We start from the raw sequence: 17834 nt of genomic DNA on the forward strand, positions 1-17834 counted from the left end.
TTGTATGTAGAGGTTATAGGGACACATCAACAGGCAAGTAAAGAAGATTTAAAGGGAAAGTTTGTCGTCGTCATCGATACATTGCGGGCGACATCTACCATCGTGACGGCTCTGGCCAACGGTTGCCAGCAAGTGTTTCCGGTCGCAACCTGTAACGAAGCGAAGGTATTATCCACCAGTTGGGAACCGGATCGTGTATTGCTCGCCGCGGAGAAGCGGGGACATTCCATTCCAGGGTTCCCCCTGGGGAATTCGCCGCGCACTTTTACTCCTGATAAGGTGGCAGGGAAGACCCTTTTTTTAGTCACCACCAATGGCACCGTTGCCTTGCAGAAAGCACAGTCAGCTTCTTGCGTGGTGATTGGAGCACTGCTCAACGGTCAACGCGTGGCCGAATACATCGTGGAGCAAGAGCCAGAAGAGGTAGTCATTCTTTGTTCCGGTACACAGGGGCGCTTTTCTTTAGAGGACATCATCACCGCCGGGAAGATCATCGGACATATCTGGGACCATCGTTCGGCCAGCGCAAATGAGTTGGCCATCGCGGCCTTTCAGCTTTATCAAGTAAACCGTGAACAATTCGTTCCTCTCATGGCACAAACAGCCCACGGGCAGAGTTTGTTGGCTCAAGGCGATGGGGATGACCTGAATTTTTGTTTGCAGGAGGATCTCTATCCGGTTATTCCCCAGCAAACACTCTCCCGGGTACGTCTCCTCACTGGTTAGGGTCGTCATTCTCCCATGGGCCAAAAGGAGAACAGCGGTAAGTGTGGAATTTCATGGCATGGATCCCTAGGTAATGCATAAGATTTAGCAGATTGACCCTCAGGGGGAGAGGCTCTTGCATGGGGGGACTTTGCTGCTAATCGTTATCGTAGGATTGGGGATTTTTGCCCGCTCACCGTTGACGGTCTTGGCTGCGGTGAGTATTCTCGTGCTTTCTCAACTGGGCTGGGGCAGTTTGCTCGAATGGGTGGAACAACATGGCGTGGACATGGGACTGCTCATGCTCACCTTGGCGATGCTAGCCCCCTTTGCCACCGGAAAAATTGGTCTGAGAGAGGTGATGGGTTCCTTTGCCTCTCTTCCGGGGATTATCGCTTTGGTCGGTGGAATCATCGCGACGAACTTAAACAAGCGGGGCATCGACTTGCTGTCCGGTGAGCCGCAGATCATCATCGGGATGATCTTGGGATCGCTGATTGGCATCGTTCTTTTCGGTGGTGTTCCGGTGGGGCCGCTTATGGCTGGCGGGCTGACGGCGTTGTTTTTGCAAATTTACGCGTGGCTCACCCGATAGCCCGATCATCGTCGCTCGATCCTTCCCGCTACGATTTTTGATTCCACAATAATAGGTTTTACGTCAGGACTATCTACCAGCTTTCGGACGATACGTGGATTGACGATTGACTTATCGGTCGTCGTCAGATCGACAGAACAGAAGGCCAACCCGAACTTGTCAACGGGTTGGCCTTCGTTACGTTAGCGCCGGCGACGGTGCAGTGCGTCGCGAATGTCTGTGACGGCTTCGGTCATGATACTCACTTGACTCAAGTACCAGAGGACGATGCCCAGCCAACCGGCAAACAGGTAGGGCATCATTTTCGAATGACGAAAGTTGGAACAGGTGGGACTGCGGCGGTAGCGGTAATGCATGGTCTCACCTCCGATTCTATCTTTCCCGATAGAAGGAAGAACATGATTGGCAGAAGCTTACGCTGCACCGGTAGCTTGACTTTTTGGCAGTTTTAAATAGGCCCAAGCTAGAAGCAATGTGGCGGCACCAGCTACGGCCCAAGGGGCGTACAAAGCCCAAGGACCGCCTTTCTCCAGCAGACTAAAGACGGGGGGGCCTAAGGCGACACCGATAAAGCGAACGCCGCCGTAGAAGGCGGTAACAGCGCCCCGTTCCTCCTCTGGTGCCGACGAGGTGACAATGGTATTTAAGCTCGGTAGTACCAGACCGGTTCCGAGTCCCAGAACGGCTAGGAGTGACAGCACGGCTGGAATGGTTTTAAATAGGGCCGATAGGATCAGTGCCAGTGAAAAGAGTCCGAAACCAGTCAATAGGGCCATCTTTAAATAATTAGGTTTTTTCTGCAAGAAGTACCCCGTTCCCAGAGCCGTCGAAGCGGAGGCCAGGACGGGGATCGCCAGCACAAGACCTTTTTTGACGCCTTGAAGACCGTAAGTGGCTTCCAGAGCGTCAGACAAGTAGGAGAGAACGCCGAAAAGGGTGAAGAGGGCCAGCATGCCGCCAAAAAAGGCGATGAGCAGCGTCGCTGCCTTTTTCTTAAAGAGATTGGTTACGCTGGAAAAGTAGGCTGAAAAGTTTTGGTTGCTCCCTTTGGCTTTTTGCGGCTCTTTGACGAGCAAGGCGATTCCGAGAGCCACCGGGATGGCAAGGGCGGCATAAACAAAAAAGAGAGACCACCAGATGAGCAGCACCAGCAGGGAGCCCAAGATGGGACTGATGACTTTCCCCAGGCCGTTCGTGGCTTCCAAAAAGCCTAAAGCTTTATTGCGAGCCCGGCTTTGGTAGAGATCGCCGACAAGAGCCATGGCGATCGGGGCAGTGCCTGCAGCGGCGATGCCCTGGACGATTCGCCCCGTGAGCATGATGGCGTAGGAATTGTTGAAGAGCACCGGTGAAAGCCCGGAGATGAGTCCGCCAATACCATAGGTGATGAGAGCGGGAACGATGATTTTCTTACGTCCGATGCGGTCAGAAAGAAAGCCGACAAAAGGGATGGCTAAGCCGGCAGGGATGGAGAAAAAGGTAATCAAGAGTCCGACCTGGAACTGAGAGATGCCCATAGCTTCCCGAATCTGGGGGAAGGCAGGAATCAACATGGAGTTGCCGAGCACCATGATCAAGGGTACCCCGGCAATGACGGCCAATACCCAGTTGCTGACCTTAGCGCCACCACCGGCGGCCGCTTGGCTTTGTTGCCCCTTCTCCCGATTGTAATTTCTTTGCAGGGCCGCCGGGGGCAGTGTGCCAGCCCATTCACTGGCGTATTCGGTGCCTGCGAACTCAGATAAGGTGGTCTCGCTCGGTCGCGGTGTGGGGATAACGCCGGCGAAAGCTTCCGTGTTTTTGCTAGGCTGGGAAACCTGATCTTCATGAATTTTTGTAGTGGTGAGTTGTTCCTCGCGGTCTGTTGCGAATCGTTCTTTTATGTGTCGGTCCATAACGGCCTCCTGTGCGTTCGTTACCCTATAAGTTTTTCCCATAATTCGCAGACCGTTGACCGGAGATTACTGGCAAAAAAAAATGACCGCCCGAGGCGGTCGACGCAGGGTGGGAATGAAATAGGCGTAAAGCAGAATGCCGGGTTAATCTTCCATCGTCGAGAGATCACCCGTCGGCAAGCCCAGTTCCCAGGCTTTGAGAACCCGGCGCATGATCTTACCAGAACGGGTTTTAGGCAGTTTGTCGCGAACTTCGATCTCCCGGGGTGCCGCATGGGCGGCCAAGCCCTTTTTCACAAATTCGATAATTTCGTTCTTTAATTCTTCAGACCAGGTATATCCTTCGCGCAAGGCGATAAATGCTTTAATGATCTCGCCGCGAAGCGGATCTGGTTTGCCGATCACGCCGGCCTCAGCGATGGCTGGGTGCTCCACCAGTTTCGATTCCACTTCGAAGGGGCCGACCCGCTCGCCGGAGGTGTTGATGACGTCATCAATGCGGCCTTGGAACCAGAAATAGCCGTCTTCATCCATGTAGGCCGAATCGCCGGACACATACCAGCCTTCAATGCGGAAATATTCGTTGTACTTAGGCGGGTTTTTCCAGATTTGACGCATCATCGAGGGCCAGCCTTTGCGTACGGCGAGGTTGCCCATCTGCAACGGCGGCAGGATGTTCCCTTTATCGTCGATGATGGCTGCTTCAATGCCTGGGAAAGGCTTACCCATGGAACCGGGCTTGATGGGCATACAGGGATAGTTGGAGATGATCTGACCGCCCGTTTCGGTCATCCACCAGTTGTCATGGATGCGACGGTTGAAGACTTTCATGCCCCAGCGGACCACTTCCGGGTTTAAGGGTTCGCCGACAGAAAGGACATGGCGCAGGGAGGAAAGGTCGAATTGCTTGATGATATCGTCGCCGGCCGACATGAGCATACGGAAGGCCGTCGGTGCGCTGTACCAGACGTTGACCTTAAGGTCTTGAATCGTCTTATACCAATCTTCCGGACGGAAACGCCCGCCGCGGATGACCGAGGTGACCCCGAGCAGATAAGGCGCCCATACCCCGTATGAAATGCCGGTGACCCAGCCGGGGTCGGCTGTACACCAGTAGATGTCATCTTGATGGAGATCGAGGATCCATTTTCCTGTCTGATAGTGCTGGATCATGCCGTTATGGACATGGAGAACACCTTTCGGTTTTCCTGTCGATCCGGAGGTGTACAAGAGCAGCATGGGGTCTTCTCGATCGACCCATTCGATCTCCAACTCTGACGAGGCCTGGTACATCTCGGCGTACCAGTCGATTTCGCCCTCGCCGAGACCCCCTTCCGGGTTTCCGACCATGAAGATATGTTTCAGGTGGGGCAGCTCGTCTTTCGGGATTCGTTTGCGCAGCGCCGGTGTAGTGATGATGGCGACGGCTTCCGCATCAGCCAGGCGGTCCCGTACGGCACCTTCCATGAAGGCTTCAAAGAGCGGACCGGCTATGCCGCCGTTTTTGACGATGCCCAGGAAGGAATAATAGAGTTCAGGGCTGCGAGGCATAAAGATGAATACCCGCTCCCCTTTCCCGATGCCATATTTGCGCAAGACATTGGCAAATTGGTTGGAACGTTCCATCATTTGACGGTAGGTCACCGTCTCTTGACGCAGGTTATCGGAATAGTGCAGGCAAACTTTTTCGCCGAGTCCTTTTTCAAGCACGTTGCGGTCTACCGCCTCATAGGCGATATTCACCTTGCCTGTTTGATACCAGGAGAATTCCTTCTCCACGTCAGCCCAAGAAAAGTCTTGGCGGGCTTCTTCGTAAGATTTCAAATTGTAATCGAAAGGGAATACTGGAATTTGCTCACCCTGCATGTAAAAGCCTCCTTATTAACAGGTAATTTCAAATATTCAGAATATATCGTCTTCATGTTGACCATTGTAGCAAAAGAAAAGGATGGCGTATAGTCCTTATTTTTAAAACGCCACCCTGATTTCACGTATTTTGCTTTTCGTTTCCTGAACAAAGGCTAAACTTGGGGAAAACTGAGGTCTACGGTGGATAACTCTGTGGATAACCGGCAGAAATCCACAACTTTTGTGGATAACCTACGGTTAAACCTGTGGAAAACATGGGGGATAAGAGGGGAAAACCGGTTATACGTTGGGGATTTTCAGCTGCGGGATCCGCTGTAAGAACGCTTTCCGCTGGGCATGGCGCTCTTCCGCTTCGGCTACAAATACACGATATCGCTCGACGGAAGCAGCTAAGTTGGTGAGCACCGTTTCAAAGGGGTACCGGGACACAAAGACCCAAGTCGGAACTACCTTTACATCGGAAGGGGTGATAAAGTCCCGCTCCATGATTTCTCCGTTCTTGGTCAGTGTGAAGAAGACCTTGCGGCGGTCATCAAAGATGAGCACGATTTCGGGATAGAAATGGCCTGTATCGGCGATGGGAAACTTGATGCCGCTTTTGTAAATTTTGCTGAGCATCATCAAGACATTTTCGATGGACATTTGCAGCAGGGAAGTTTCCTGCGTCTCAAGATTCGATTCTTCCCGTTGGATCAGGGAAAGCTTGTCGTCTAGCAGGTCGATTTCTTTCAGCAATTGCTCTTGTGAATCCAGGAGAAGTTCTTCCGGCTTCATCGCTTCAATTCCCTCCTTATGAAATTCTTGTTGCCTTATGAGTCTTATTCGCGCCTCCCTGTTAAAACCCTGCAGAGACGTTCCAGAACAGGCAGGATTTCCTCTTCTATAAAACGAAGAAAACCTTAACCAAAGAGTAAGAAGCCTATTTGTTGGAGACAATAGTGTTTTACATACACCTGTGGATGGAGGAAAAGAGGCACATTTGAAGAGAAGGGCGATAAGTGTGGAAGCAGATAAAGATATGATGCAAGCTGTGAATAAAATTGTGGATAATACTGTGGATAACTGTGAAGAACTTTGTGTGCACAGGGATGTCGTCGATGAGCGCCGGAAGCAAGTGTTGCCAAATGAGACGTATCAAGGGTTGGCCCATATCTTCAAGGCACTCGGGGACCCAAGCCGGGTTCGATTGATCCATGCCCTATCCTTCGGTGAGCTTTGCGTATGCGATCTGGCTGATTTGTTGGAGCTGACTCAGTCTGCGGTATCCCACCAACTGCGCCTACTTCGCAATCTGCGCTTAGTCAAGTACCGCAAGGATGGAAAGATGGTCTATTATTCCCTCGATGACGCCCATATACTTGATATGCTGCAGCAGGGCATAGAGCACGTAAATCATGGGTGACTTCGATTCTGTACGGAGTGATAGAGCAACATCGCACGCGTAAGCTTAACACAGATGTGACCGTTCACGAGGTAGAATCCAAAAGGCCGACGTAGCCGGCCGAAAAAGCTGGTTATTAAATCATGTATCGTTTTTAAGCCCGGAACGGACTGTTGGTCTAGCTTCCGGGCTTTTTGTGTATCCATGTAAGGGACAAACTTTGGTTGTGGGGGGACCGGTATGGCTGTGTTGGTCATGCGGATGCGAAACTTAGCGACTGGCGGCGGCTGGCTGCTGGTAGCGCTTGCAGTTCTGTTGCTTGTGGCCGGATGGACACTTCCCTATCTATCGTCATCGCTGGGATGGCAGACAACGCGCATTCTGTTGTTGGCCATTTTCTTGGAGGCGCTGCCTTTTTTGTTGCTGGGGGTTCTCGTTTCAGCCGTCGTGGAGGTATTCGTATCTCCGGAAGGGCTGAAACGGCTTCTACCCGCAAAGCCATGGGCTGCCGTTTTGGTCGCCTCCATGTTGGGCATGGTCTTTCCTTTTTGCGAGTGCGGCATTATTCCGGTGGTGCGCCGACTGATTCATAAGGGGCTTCCACTTTATGCGGGGATAACATTCTTGCTGGCAGCACCGGTGGTCAATCCGGTCGTGTTAACGTCGACTGCCATGGCCTTTCGCGGTCATGAGGAACTGCTCTACGGGCGCATCATCGGCGTATTGCTTCTATCCTGGTTGACAGGAATGGCACTGCTCTTCTGGCGGGGAAAAGGGATTCGCCAGGAGGGTCCCGCGGCCGCCTGTGGTTGCGGCCACACCCATGATCATAGCCATGACCATCTCTGTGGACCAGCTATGCTCGCCGGATCCGGTGGAGGTCGCTGGAGACAGAAGTGGATCCGTGTGGCTACCCATGCGGTGGACGAGTTTTTTGATTTGATGCCGTATTTTCTCGCGGGGGCACTCCTAGCCTCCATCTTGCAAGGGGTCGTTCCTCGCGAGTGGCTCATGTCGGTAGCAAACCAAGGTGTTTTGTCGACGTTGGCGATGATGCTGATGGCTTTTATTCTATCGGTCTGTTCAAATGCCGATGCTTTTTTGGCCAGTTCCTTAGCTCATGACTTTCCTCCGGGCGCGATATTGGCTTTCTTGGTCTTGGGGCCCATGTTGGATATCAAGAATACCTGGGTTTTGTTTCGTTCCATGCAATCGTCGCTCGTTATTTTTCTGCTTCTCTGGCTGCCCCTGCTCGTGTTTGCCTACGGCTGGGCGATCAATGGCGGGTGGATCCTACACCTACATTAAGGGGGATGCCGATGAACCTGCAACGCTTAAAATTCTTTATATTATTGGCTTTAGCCGTTTGGGCTGCCACACTTAGCCTAACCGGTACGGTGAACTATTACATCCATCCCCGGTATGGCTCTACCATTACGATTGCGGCCGGGGTGCTTACCATACTTGCAGCGGCACAGTGGCTGCGTCTTCGTCGCGAGGGATTTCATTCGCTTCATAGCCAAAAAGGCCTTGCCTGGGGGAACCTCGTGCGCTGTGGACTGATTGCTCTGCCGCTCTTGTTCTCCTTGCTTCCCGGATCACCCGTGCTCAGCGGGGAGTTTGTCACCCAAAGAGGGGTACGGTTGCCGGAAGGTGAGGAAAAAAAAGAATCGTCCTTTCTTTCCGAGGTTCCTCAGTACTTTCATGATCACGATCGCTCCTGGGTTCGGTCAGGTCTGCCTAAAGATGTGCAGGTGACAGAGGAGGGACCGGAAGAACGGCCTGAGGCGAAGCCGGTGCCAGGCGCACAAGGGGAAGGAACAGCAGAGACGGCACCGGAGAAGATACCAGAAACGTCGCCGGAGGCACCTCCGAAGTCAACGGAAAACAGTCCTCCGGAAGGAACGGATTCGCCGAAACCATCGGAACAGTTGCCGGAAGAGAAAATCCCACCGACTCCGGAAGAACCACCGCTCGCCCCGAAAGAGAAGTCACCGGTTCTCTTCGATGAGAAAAATTTTCTTCAACTGCTGCTGGACATCAATGGGAAACCGGATGATTTTGAAGGACGACCGATAGAGATTAGCGGATACCTCGTTCAATCGCCTGGCGGCAACCAGGGGCTCTATGTGGGGCGCTATGTGGTCAATTGCTGTGTCGCTGACACAGTGATCATGGGGATGGCCGTCGATAACCTGCAGCAATGGATGCAGGAACATACCCCGGAAAAGGACAGAATTAAGATAGGAAGCTGGGTGAAGGCAAAGGGAGTCATGGAAAAAGCGAAAGAACCGGGCACTCCGGGCGGGCTCGTGATCTGGGTCAACGAAATCAATATGGAAGCTCCACCGAGAAACCCATATATTTATGTGAACTGAGGAAAAATGTATAGGAGGAACTGGAGACCGTTGAGGCGAAAGTCTTCCAGCAATTATGGCTAACATCGAAAGGGGACGTAAGTCTTGCGCAGGTCCTACCCTGTCTCCAGGCACCAAAAAGAGCGATCAACAGAACCCAAGTCCCGTGAAAAGCGACTTGAACCGCCTGTGGAATTTCCTGAAGACATCGTGAACGTCAAGGCGCTGCCAGCGGACTTGAGAGTATTTCGCCGCACCCTTCGCTACAAGACAAAGCCGAAACCGCCCGCGGCACATCCAGACAATCCCGTCTGGCGAGGGTTAAAGCTGGATGACTTCCAAGTCGAGTCGATTCGAGCCCTAGATGCCGGATTAGACTGTCTCGTGGCGGCTCATACCGGTAACGGTAAGACGCTTATCGCCGATTATCTCGTCGATAAGGCGATGCAAGAGGGGCGGCGGGTCTTTTATACAGCGCCGATTAAAGCGCTGTCGAACCAGAAGTTTCGCGATTATTGCCGCCTGTACGGGGAAGGCAATGTAGGGCTTTTGACGGGCGATCACCAGATCAACCGCTACGCACCGATCATGGTGATGACGACGGAAATCTTCCGCAATATGCTCATCGAAAAGGACATTCCCGGTGAACTCTCCCACGTGATTTTCGACGAGATACACTATCTGAACGATCCAGAACGGGGGGCGGTCTGGGAAGAATGCCTGATTCTCATGCCGCCGCAGGTGCGCTTGCTTGGTTTATCGGCCACCGTGCCCAACATCTATGAGATTGCCGATTGGTTGAGTGACGTTCATGAGCGTTCGGTGCCGATCGTACGGTATCTGCATCGCCATGTGCCGCTGGAGCATTTTTATTATCAGCGGGACCTGGGTCTGATGGAGTCAGGCGATGTGGTTCGTCTCTGGGAGCAGATCAATGAACCGCCGAAAGATCTGGCCGAACAGAAGGCCCGGGAAAAGCGGCCTTTCTTTAAGACGTTGCAGCGAGGGCTGCCGGCAACGAGCCACCGTCAACTGGTATCCTGTCTTGCCTCCATGGAACTGCTGCCCGCGCTCTATTTTCTTTTCAGCCGCAACGGCTGTGAGCAGGCGGCTCGGGAGTGGTCTGGCTATTCCTTTTTATCGGACGCCGAGCGGGATGTGGCCGAAGGCGTGCTCAAAGAGGTGGAAGATCGTCTCCCTGGGATCACTGCGACCAGCATTTGGCCGGCTATGCGGGAAATGCTCAGCCGAGGCATCGGCTTTCACCATGCCGGGCTGCCTCCGGTGGTCAAGCAAGCTGTCGAGGAAGTCTTTGGCCGAGGTCTAGTGCGACTGCTGTACGCCACCGAGACTTTTGCCGTTGGCATCAACTTCCCCGTGAAAACGGTCTGCATCGATTCGACGACCAAGTTTGACGGCAAAAGTTTTCGCGTGATGACCGGCACCGAGTATCACCAGATGGCTGGGCGGGCGGGCCGCCGCGGGATGGACGAACGCGGCTTGGTCATCGTACGAGTCGATTTTACCAATTTTTCAGAGGAACGGTTCCCGAACTGGCCTGACCGCCAACCTGAGCCGATCCGCTCACGCTTCGGTTTGTCCTTTAACTCTGTCGTCAACCTGGCGGCCCACCACTCGGACGAGCAAGTGGACAAGATTTTGGCTAACAATTTCAAGGCTTATCAGGAAACGGTGGAGATGCGCCATGCCAAAAAGCGCTTAAACCGCCTGAAAGAGAATCCTGCTATGTCCCGCTGCGCCCTTGTCGGAAAAGATATCTGTCCGGCAAACCGGGGATTGTTAGACCGAGAACTGCGAAATCTTGACCGGAAGCTGCGAACGTGGAAGCAGCAAAAGAATAAAAGCGATCGGCTGAAGACACGCATTCAACAGGCGGAAGAGCAACGAGAGGATATCTATTTCCGGCTCAAAGGACTGGCGTCGATTCGTTGTGACCGGCAGGACCGGGTAGCTTGCCAGCGGCGCAATGCGGAGACTGCCGATTTTGCCCGGGCTTGGCAGCAGGCCGAAGAACAGATCGCTCGTGCGGAGGTGCAAATCCGCAAAATTCGCCGAGAATATGAACGGATGGTCGCCTTTTTAACGGAGAAGCAGTACTTGTCTTCCGAAGGTACCTTGCTGGCGAGAGGGGCGGTGTTAGCCAAACTGCATGTGGAAGAGCTGCTCGTCACAGAGTGGCTTTTCAACGGGCTCTTCCATCCGATCAGTGAGGTGGATCTAGCGGCGCTCATCGGTGGAGTCGTCATTGAGGACGGACGAGTCGAACCGCAGATCATGGCTTTTTCGCGAACCCTCGGCGGATATGTAGAAGAGGCGCATAAGGTGTTTCTCCGCGTCCGGGAAATGGTGCCGGAGGGACTTCCACAGCCTCATTTTCGGCCGGAAGGCTGTTATCTCATCAAGACGCTCATCGAGGCGGAGAACTGGTCTGACTTTTTGAACCATGTAAACATGGCGGAAGGAGATGCCATCGCTTTGGCTCGCCGGACGATGGATGTCCTCCGGCAGTTATCCCGGGCCGTCGAAGAGGACGAAACCTTGAGAAAAAAAGTGGGACGAGCCCAAGATCTCGTGGGTCGTCCCGAAGTGGTGGCCGGTTTGTAATTCTTCAACGGCGAAAAAGAAGGCAAAAGGTTGTCCGTTAAGGTAAGCTTACCTTGAGAATTACCTAAAGGGCTTTAGTCAGAAAATCGTCTAACTGCTGCTTCGTCTTTGCGTCGCGGCTGTGCAGGCGGTCTGCCTCCTTACCTTCGCGAAAGACTAAAAGTGTCGGGATACCCCGGATATCAAAACGTTGGGCAAGATCGGGCTGTGCATCGGCATCGACTTGCCCAAACCGGGCTTTTTCCGCCAAAGACTGGGAGAGCTCCTTATAGCCCTGATCGGTTCGAACGCAGTCGGGGCACCATTTGGTGTAGAACTTGACGACGTATACGGGGGATGCGGAGATTGTTTCGTCAAAGGTCTCGGTGGTCAGTTGCTCGATCATCGACATACCTCCCTATAAAACGGTAATCCACTTTGTTCCTTATTTTATCACTCTTTAATCCGTTTGAGTAAGGTTGTCCACAGTTCTTCGCCATATAACGATCAGAAAACTCGTACTCTTCCTGGGATAACCTTTCGCCAGAGACAGGTTGGGTTGAATTAAAAACTGGATAGAGAGAAGGAACCATTTTTGAACCTCTATGATGCTTTATCGCCCTACTATGACGTCGTTTTTCCTGTGAAAAGACCGGTCGTCGACTTCCTGGCCAACCAGTTTGGTCATCCCGAAGGGAAGGTCTTACTAGACGCTGCCTGCGGCACTGGCGGACATGCTCTTGGGCTGGCCGAACGTAACTTCTCCCTCGTCGGTATCGATCTGCATCCCCATATGATTGAGCAGGCTCGATACAAAGCAGCCCAAATCAAGACCTTCCCAGGAAAGCGTCCTCGCTTTGAGGTGATGGATATGGAAGCAATCCATCCCGACAGGCTAGGCCGCTGGGATGGAGTCTACTGCGTCGGCAATTCCCTTCCTCATCTGTTGGAAGTGGAGCGGATTCGGGCGACCTTGCAGACCTGGGAACGGGGAATGAATGAGCACGGCGATCACCGCATCATCATTCAAGTGGTGCACTTTGCCAAAGTCCTCCGGGAGGGAGGCCAACTGCCGACGCTGGAAGGTAAGGCCGGCGAGGCTCATATCCGATTCGAACGGCGCTATGAACCGGAGCCATCGGGGACGATACGGTTTTTAACGAATCTATCTATCGAACAACAGAAGGCAGACGGTACGGCAGCCGAAGATGCTGTACAGAACTGGACGGCTGAGACCCGCCTGCTGCCACTGTCACCGGACGATCTCGAAACCATGTTGACATCCCTCGGCTATCGGAATTTACAGTGGTATGGCGATTTGACCGGCAAGCCGTTGACCGAATCCAGCCCGGCTGTCGTCGTTTCGGCTGGAAAGTAAACGGGTCGGGTCAGCCCTAAGCCTCCAAGTCGCCCTGACTGAGCAAAAGAGGGCAAAAATCCCAGTGATATAAAGTGATTGACGTCAAGACCGAATAGGCGTAACATAAACTTTAGTCGATAAGTAACATTTATGTCTGGGGGGACTCCGATGGAGATCACGCGCAAAGCTGAATATGCGATTGCCGCCTTGCTGGATTTGGCCTTGCTGCCGTCGGGAGAGTTCACCCTGTCCAAGGATATCGCCAAACGACAAGGAATTCCGGCGAACTTCCTGCCACAGATTATGGCGGCGATGAGCCGCCGCGGCTGGGTAGAGGCCACACGAGGAGCGGGCGGCGGCGTACGCCTAGCGGTTCAACCTTCCCAGGTGACCGTGCAGGAAATCATCGAGGTGGTGGAAGGCCCCATCGCCATCAACCGCTGTCTTGTCGGAGCAGGTGCCTGCCCGAATCAGTGTTCCTGCCCCTTGCACAACGTCTGGGCCAAAGCACAGTCGGCGATGATAGAGGTCTTAGCGAACACCACGGTGGCTGACCTAGCCCGGGCGAAGCAGGTGTTGTCGGTACCGGCGGAGACGCCCGAAAGCGTAGAGACCTCTTTGCTAGTGCAGGAGAGCTCAGTCGGAAGCGAAAGGACCCCGGCATCAGCCGGTCCGAGGCAATAAAGCCTCGTGGAGAGTGGTGGAAGACAAACAAACGCATGGACACCAAAAGAAGGGGCCATGCGTTTTGTTTTTTGTGACGTATATCACTGACTAAATTAGTTATATTACCTATACTTCTAAATGTAAGCGAACTGATAATATTATCAACGGAGGTTGTTGAATTATGTTATGCAATCAATGCTCTCAAACCGTCAAAGGCGGGTGCACCCGTGTTGGCGTCTGTGGAAAAAATGAGGATATCGGCAGTCTACAGGACATCATCATTTTCGGATTAAAAGGTGTGGCTGCCTACGCCACCCATGCTCGCCAACTGGGATACGTTGACTCTGAAGTGAACCGGATCACCCAGGAAGCGCTCTACACGACGCTGACCAACTCGAACTTCAATGTACAAGAACACATCGGCATGGCGATGAAAGTGGGGCAGGCCACCGTCAAAGTCATGGACTTGCTGGACAAAGCCCACACGGATCGCCTCGGCGTGCCCCAACCGGTCCAGGTTACTTCCGACAAGATCGAGGGCAAATGCATCGTCGTGACCGGTCACAACCTCTTTGCCTTGGAGGAACTGCTGAAGCAGACCGCAGGTAAGGGGATCAATATCTATACACATTCGGAGATGCTCCCCGCTCACGGCTATCCGAAGTTAAAGCAATACCCGCACCTGAAGGGAAATATCGGCAAGGCATGGTTTGATCAGCGACAACTCTTTGAATCATTCCCTGGTGCCATTTTGGCGACGACAAACTGTGTTATGCCGATCAAAGGCAGCTATGCAGACCGGTTCTTCTCTTATGAAGTGGCCGGGCTGGAAGGCGTACGCAAAATTGAGCAGAACGACTTCACACCGCTGATTAAAAAAGCATTGGCCTTGCCGGCGGCGAATGTGCCGTCGTCGAAAACGATACTGACCGGTTTTCACCACGAAACGGTACTGGGGATTGCCCCGAAGGTGATCGAAGCGGTAAAAGCAGGAAAAATCAAGCGTTTCTTTGTCATCGCCGGTTGTGATAAGCCTGGCAAAGGCGGCGACTATTATCGAGAACTCGCGTTATCAGTTCCGAAGGACTGCATCATATTGACCACCTCTTGCGGGAAATACCGCTTTAACGATCACGATTTCGGCACGATCGACGGAATCCCCCGCTACATCGACTTGGGACAATGCAACAACTCCGGCTCTGCCGTGAAAATCGCTGTCGCCTTAGCCGAAGCCTTCGGATGTTCCGTGAACGATCTGCCCCTCAGCATCGTCCTCTCCTGGTTTGAGCAAAAAGCGGTCGCCATATTGTTAGGTCTCTTCAGCCTCGGTGTGCAGAATATCTATATCGGTCCGAATCCTCCCGAGTTCGTCTCTCCCGGTGTCCTGAAAGTCCTGCAAGATACCTTCTCCCTTAGATTGACGGGAAATGCGCAGGAAGACTTAAAAGAAATGTTGAGCCGGCCTGCTGGTGTCAAAGTGGGACCTGTCTCCTTTACGCAGAAGCTAAAACAGCTCTTTTCCTTCCTGTAAGTTGAAGATTCTTCTGGTGGGACTGATGTCTTTCGGGGATGGAGGTACACTAATGGGGTGGTGTAGAGGAGGTAGCTAACCGTGAGTGATCAAGTACCGATTCCCCCTGGCTTTGCCGATATGTTGGCCCCTCGGGGTGCGAACAAACAGCGAGACAAAAAAACCTTTGCCATCGTTCCCCATCATCCCGGAGGCTTTATGAGTCCGGCTCAACTGATGCGGATCGCGGAAGTCGCTAAAAAATACGCCAAAGCGGTCAATGTGACCTCCGGTCAACAGATCATGCTGATCGGGCTGGAGCGGGAAAACGTAGAGAAAGCCTGGCAGGAGCTCGGCCGCGAGCCGGAAGGACTGCTGGGCCCGCGTTGCCGCGGTGTCCGTTTTTGCCCAGGTATTGCCTTTTGCAAACGAGCCACGTCGGACAGCATCGGATTAGGAACCTTACTGGACAAGAAGTTTCGCGGTATGGATATGCCGAATAAGGTCAAGATGAGCATTGCCGGCTGCTATCTTTCCTGTACAGCACCGGCGATTCGCGATATCGGCGTGATTGGTCTCGATGAAGACCGGTACCGCATCCTGATCGGCGGCGCCGGCGGTCATGCGCCGCGGCTGGCGGACCTCTTTATCGAAGGGGTGACCCGCAAACAGGTCCTCGCCATCGTCGATCGTGCCTTACACTATTACAAGGAAAAGGCCCACCCTGGGGAGCGGATGCATGAGTTTGTTCCTCGGGTGGGACTCGACCGGATTCGCCGGGAAGTGCTCGGCGAGATGAAAGATCTGCCGCCCTGGCCGACACCGGAGGAAGAAGCGCGCCATCATGTCCGGCCAGGCGAGCTATTCCCCTTAGAGGTACAGACGGGCGGCGAAACCAGTTGTCCCATGCCATAATTCGATATACGTAGTTCTTAAGAAGATACAAGGAGGTAGCTTTTAATGATTACCAAAGACATGATGATTGGCGAAGTGGTGAGCAAATATCCTGAGACGGTCCCTGTGTTTCGATCTTTTGGGATGCAATGCTTAGGTTGTCCTTCCGCCCGTAATGAATCAGTGGAAAAGGCGGCCGGCGTTCACGGATTTGATGCGGACCGGCTGTTGGAGGCTTTGAACGAAGCGATTAAAAAATAGCGTTAGGTTAGAACTGGGAAGAAGATCGAGGGAAAAACCTTCGATCTTCTTTCTGTTTCTGTCCGGGAAGGTCTATCGGTAAAAATGTCGAAATAGAACTGAATATGCGACAAAAATAGGACAGACGGGCTCTACTGCAGCCGAATCTTATAAAGTCCCTTTTATCCTTAACTGGAAGCAAGAGGGACTTCATCATTTGTTAAAATATCTTGGCGGCCCTGATACATGGGTTTACAATAATAGTCGCTAGATGTTTCAAGAGAAAGGGGAGTGGCTCCGATCATCGCACAATGGATGCAACGACTTTGGGAGACCCGCTCCCTTCATTTACATAATTTGCTTTACCATTCACAAGAGGAACTGCAATTGAGCAACGACTTGATGCAGGAACTGCTGGTGATTGAAGAACGGGTGATGGCGGCCGGTTCGGAAGGAATTCCCGGCGCCTCCTTGCCCCGCCATGTGGCCGATACGATCGCACGGTTGAAAAAGATGCAACTGCTGGCTATGTCCTGTAAAGAAGACCGGGTATTTATCTCCTTCGAACCGCTCTTCGCCAAACTTGTCCACTGCCAAGTGGGCGATGTGGACTCCATGCAGCAGTACATACAGATCCACGACGAAATCCAGGAAGAAATGCGCCGGTTAGATGACACCCGCTCTCGCCAGGTGATCGAACGAAACCAATTGGATGAGGAGCGAAAAGGCCTGCGGGAGCGGGAAGAGCGCCTTGTCGTCTGGGAGGACGAGCTGCGCCAATGGCAGAAGTCCTTGATGGAAAAAGACCAACTGCTGCACCAAATGCAGCTGCAGCTGACTGCGGAGGAACGGCGGTTGCAGGAGCAGCAGCAGAAAATCAACGAAGAGACGATGGACTTGGAGAACCTCCGCCGGGAGCTCGAGGAGGTACGGCGCCATCTCGAACAGCAGGCGGCCGGAAAGTTTGCTTCGCCGACTGGCACCGGCAAGGGAAGCAGCCTGGGAAATGGCCTAGGAACGGGACAGGGGACTGTTCCGGGGCAAGCTTCGTCCCGGAACGCTGCCGCGGCGGCGGTGGAAGACGATCGACCGATCGTTCAATTTTTACAGCAGCTTCGAGGTCAGGCGATCAATCATGATGATGTGCGGGAGATCCGTAAGATGCAGGCGCGCTATCGCTGGTCTGACGAGTTATTGCTCGCCTTTTTGGAGATGGTCGCTGCGCATAGCCAACTGCATCAGAAGACGGTGCCCACAGTGGCCGATTTCCGCCGCCAGGCCGAATTGATTTCGGCGTGGGGCGTCGACAGTGTGGACAAGCTGCAAGATTTTTATCGCCGTAAGTCTTATGTGGACGATAAGATCTGCGAAGTGTGGACAACCCTGGGATCAAGGATCAAGATCAACGACGTCTTTCGGGATATGTACTTGAAGTGGTCGAAAACATGGGGCTTTTCTCACGAGGTCATCTTGCGAGCTTGTGAAGAGACCTATAAAGGAGCGGCCAATCCGAACCTCAACTATGTGGACATGATCCTCCTGCGCTGGCGGCAGGCTGGCGTCCGGACCGTAGAAGAGGGCGATCGGGAAACCGAACGCTTTAAGCAGATGCGAACCCGCGGCGGCGGGGCCGGTCGGGCAGCTACTGCCGGTTCGCCGCAGCGAGGCCCGCTTGCTGGCGTCAACGTCATGCCAAAGAGTGAAGAGGAAGCAAAAGCCTATGAACGATTTAATGATATATAAGGGGATCGGAGGCGG

General features: G+C 53.2%; 17 protein-coding genes. 12 read left to right on the forward strand and 5 right to left on the reverse strand.

Annotated features, from left to right (window positions below; genetic code table 11):
• Both H1S01_RS13165 and H1S01_RS13170 read left to right on the forward strand, forming a co-directional pair.
• Window positions 1-726, forward strand: coding sequence for a 2-phosphosulfolactate phosphatase (locus H1S01_RS13165; RefSeq protein ID WP_188040914.1), 726 nt, complete (start codon window positions 1-3; stop codon window positions 724-726).
• Between the two features lie 115 nt (window positions 727-841).
• On the forward strand, window positions 842-1300 hold the full coding sequence (locus H1S01_RS13170; protein ID WP_188040915.1) for a DUF441 domain-containing protein: 459 nt from the start codon (window positions 842-844) through the stop codon (window positions 1298-1300).
• Between the two features lie 182 nt (window positions 1301-1482).
• Here the strand turns inward: H1S01_RS13170 and H1S01_RS13175 are convergent, their stop codons facing one another.
• The 4 genes from H1S01_RS13175 to H1S01_RS13190 all read right to left on the reverse strand — a co-directional run bounded on the left by H1S01_RS13175 (window position 1483) and on the right by H1S01_RS13190 (window position 5838).
• On the reverse strand, window positions 1483-1656 hold the full coding sequence (locus tag H1S01_RS13175; protein WP_188040916.1) for a hypothetical protein: 174 nt from the start codon (window positions 1654-1656) through the stop codon (window positions 1483-1485).
• 57 nt (window positions 1657-1713) lie between these two features.
• Window positions 1714-3195, reverse strand: coding sequence for an MFS transporter (locus H1S01_RS13180; protein ID WP_243237316.1), 1482 nt, complete (start codon window positions 3193-3195; stop codon window positions 1714-1716).
• Window positions 3196-3339: 144 nt separating this feature from the next.
• Window positions 3340-5061, reverse strand: a complete 1722-nt coding sequence (gene acsA / locus H1S01_RS13185; protein WP_188040917.1) for an acetate--CoA ligase — start codon at window positions 5059-5061, stop codon at window positions 3340-3342.
• Window positions 5062-5343: 282 nt separating this feature from the next.
• Entirely contained in the window at window positions 5344-5838 is a 495-nt protein-coding gene (locus H1S01_RS13190; RefSeq protein WP_188040918.1) for a hypothetical protein, read from the reverse strand.
• A 226-nt stretch (window positions 5839-6064) separates the two neighbouring features.
• On the opposite strand from H1S01_RS13190, the gene H1S01_RS13195 reads away from it, so the two are divergent.
• The 4 genes from H1S01_RS13195 to H1S01_RS13210 all read left to right on the forward strand — a co-directional run bounded on the left by H1S01_RS13195 (window position 6065) and on the right by H1S01_RS13210 (window position 11427).
• On the forward strand, window positions 6065-6466 hold the full coding sequence (locus tag H1S01_RS13195) for an ArsR/SmtB family transcription factor (protein ID WP_341479101.1): 402 nt from the start codon (window positions 6065-6067) through the stop codon (window positions 6464-6466).
• Between the two features lie 219 nt (window positions 6467-6685).
• Complete coding sequence (locus H1S01_RS13200; protein ID WP_188040919.1) at window positions 6686-7753, forward strand: permease; 1068 nt, start codon at window positions 6686-6688, stop codon at window positions 7751-7753.
• An 11-nt stretch (window positions 7754-7764) separates the two neighbouring features.
• Window positions 7765-8823: a TIGR03943 family putative permease subunit gene (locus tag H1S01_RS13205; RefSeq protein ID WP_188040920.1), complete on the forward strand. Its 1059-nt coding sequence runs from the start codon at window positions 7765-7767 to the stop codon at window positions 8821-8823.
• 84 nt (window positions 8824-8907) lie between these two features.
• Window positions 8908-11427: a DEAD/DEAH box helicase gene (locus H1S01_RS13210; RefSeq protein WP_188040921.1), complete on the forward strand. Its 2520-nt coding sequence runs from the start codon at window positions 8908-8910 to the stop codon at window positions 11425-11427.
• Window positions 11428-11491: 64 nt separating this feature from the next.
• Here the strand turns inward: H1S01_RS13210 and H1S01_RS13215 are convergent, their stop codons facing one another.
• Window positions 11492-11812 carry a thioredoxin family protein gene (locus H1S01_RS13215; RefSeq protein WP_188040922.1) on the reverse strand — a complete coding sequence of 107 codons (321 nt, stop codon included), beginning with the start codon at window positions 11810-11812 and terminating at the stop codon, window positions 11492-11494.
• A gap of 189 nt (window positions 11813-12001) precedes the next feature.
• On the opposite strand from H1S01_RS13215, the gene H1S01_RS13220 reads away from it, so the two are divergent.
• From H1S01_RS13220 to H1S01_RS22350, 6 genes are all read left to right on the forward strand, one after another.
• Window positions 12002-12784, forward strand: coding sequence for a class I SAM-dependent methyltransferase (locus tag H1S01_RS13220; protein WP_188040923.1), 783 nt, complete (start codon window positions 12002-12004; stop codon window positions 12782-12784).
• A 150-nt stretch (window positions 12785-12934) separates the two neighbouring features.
• On the forward strand, window positions 12935-13450 hold the full coding sequence (locus H1S01_RS13225) for an RrF2 family transcriptional regulator (RefSeq protein ID WP_188040924.1): 516 nt from the start codon (window positions 12935-12937) through the stop codon (window positions 13448-13450).
• Window positions 13451-13613: 163 nt separating this feature from the next.
• The gene (gene hcp, locus H1S01_RS13230; RefSeq protein ID WP_188040925.1) at window positions 13614-14963 is read left to right on the forward strand and encodes a hydroxylamine reductase; all 1350 of its coding nucleotides are present in this window, start codon (window positions 13614-13616) and stop codon (window positions 14961-14963) included.
• A gap of 81 nt (window positions 14964-15044) precedes the next feature.
• Window positions 15045-15857 (forward strand): NAD(P)/FAD-dependent oxidoreductase, encoded by an 813-nt coding sequence (locus H1S01_RS13235; RefSeq protein WP_188040926.1) that lies wholly within the window; start codon window positions 15045-15047, stop codon window positions 15855-15857.
• Between the two features lie 45 nt (window positions 15858-15902).
• Window positions 15903-16097: a DUF1858 domain-containing protein gene (locus H1S01_RS13240; protein ID WP_188040927.1), complete on the forward strand. Its 195-nt coding sequence runs from the start codon at window positions 15903-15905 to the stop codon at window positions 16095-16097.
• Between the two features lie 270 nt (window positions 16098-16367).
• A complete protein-coding gene (locus tag H1S01_RS22350; RefSeq protein WP_188040928.1) occupies window positions 16368-17819 on the forward strand; it encodes a DnaD domain protein in 1452 nt (483 codons plus the stop codon).
• The last annotated feature ends 15 nt before the right edge of the window (window positions 17820-17834 follow it).

The organism is Heliobacterium chlorum, assembly GCF_014502795.1.
Lineage (GTDB): Bacteria > Bacillota > Desulfitobacteriia > Heliobacteriales > Heliobacteriaceae > Heliobacterium > Heliobacterium chlorum.

What these genes read in the sequence shown, in the direction of transcription:
- H1S01_RS13175 (WP_188040916.1), bottom strand. Translation starts at nt 1,656, where the DNA reads ATGCATTACCGCTACCGCCGCAGTCCCACCTGTTCCAACTTTCGTCAT.
- H1S01_RS13180 (WP_243237316.1), bottom strand. Translation starts at nt 3,195, where the DNA reads ATGGACCGACACATAAAAGAACGATTCGCAACAGACCGCGAGGAACAA.
- acsA (WP_188040917.1), bottom strand. Translation starts at nt 5,061, where the DNA reads ATGCAGGGTGAGCAAATTCCAGTATTCCCTTTCGATTACAATTTGAAA.
- H1S01_RS13190 (WP_188040918.1), bottom strand. Translation starts at nt 5,838, where the DNA reads ATGAAGCCGGAAGAACTTCTCCTGGATTCACAAGAGCAATTGCTGAAA.
- H1S01_RS13200 (WP_188040919.1), top strand. Translation starts at nt 6,686, where the DNA reads ATGGCTGTGTTGGTCATGCGGATGCGAAACTTAGCGACTGGCGGCGGC.
- H1S01_RS13205 (WP_188040920.1), top strand. Translation starts at nt 7,765, where the DNA reads ATGAACCTGCAACGCTTAAAATTCTTTATATTATTGGCTTTAGCCGTT.
- H1S01_RS13215 (WP_188040922.1), bottom strand. Translation starts at nt 11,812, where the DNA reads ATGATCGAGCAACTGACCACCGAGACCTTTGACGAAACAATCTCCGCA.
- H1S01_RS13225 (WP_188040924.1), top strand. Translation starts at nt 12,935, where the DNA reads ATGGAGATCACGCGCAAAGCTGAATATGCGATTGCCGCCTTGCTGGAT.
- hcp (WP_188040925.1), top strand. Translation starts at nt 13,614, where the DNA reads ATGTTATGCAATCAATGCTCTCAAACCGTCAAAGGCGGGTGCACCCGT.
- H1S01_RS13240 (WP_188040927.1), top strand. Translation starts at nt 15,903, where the DNA reads ATGATTACCAAAGACATGATGATTGGCGAAGTGGTGAGCAAATATCCT.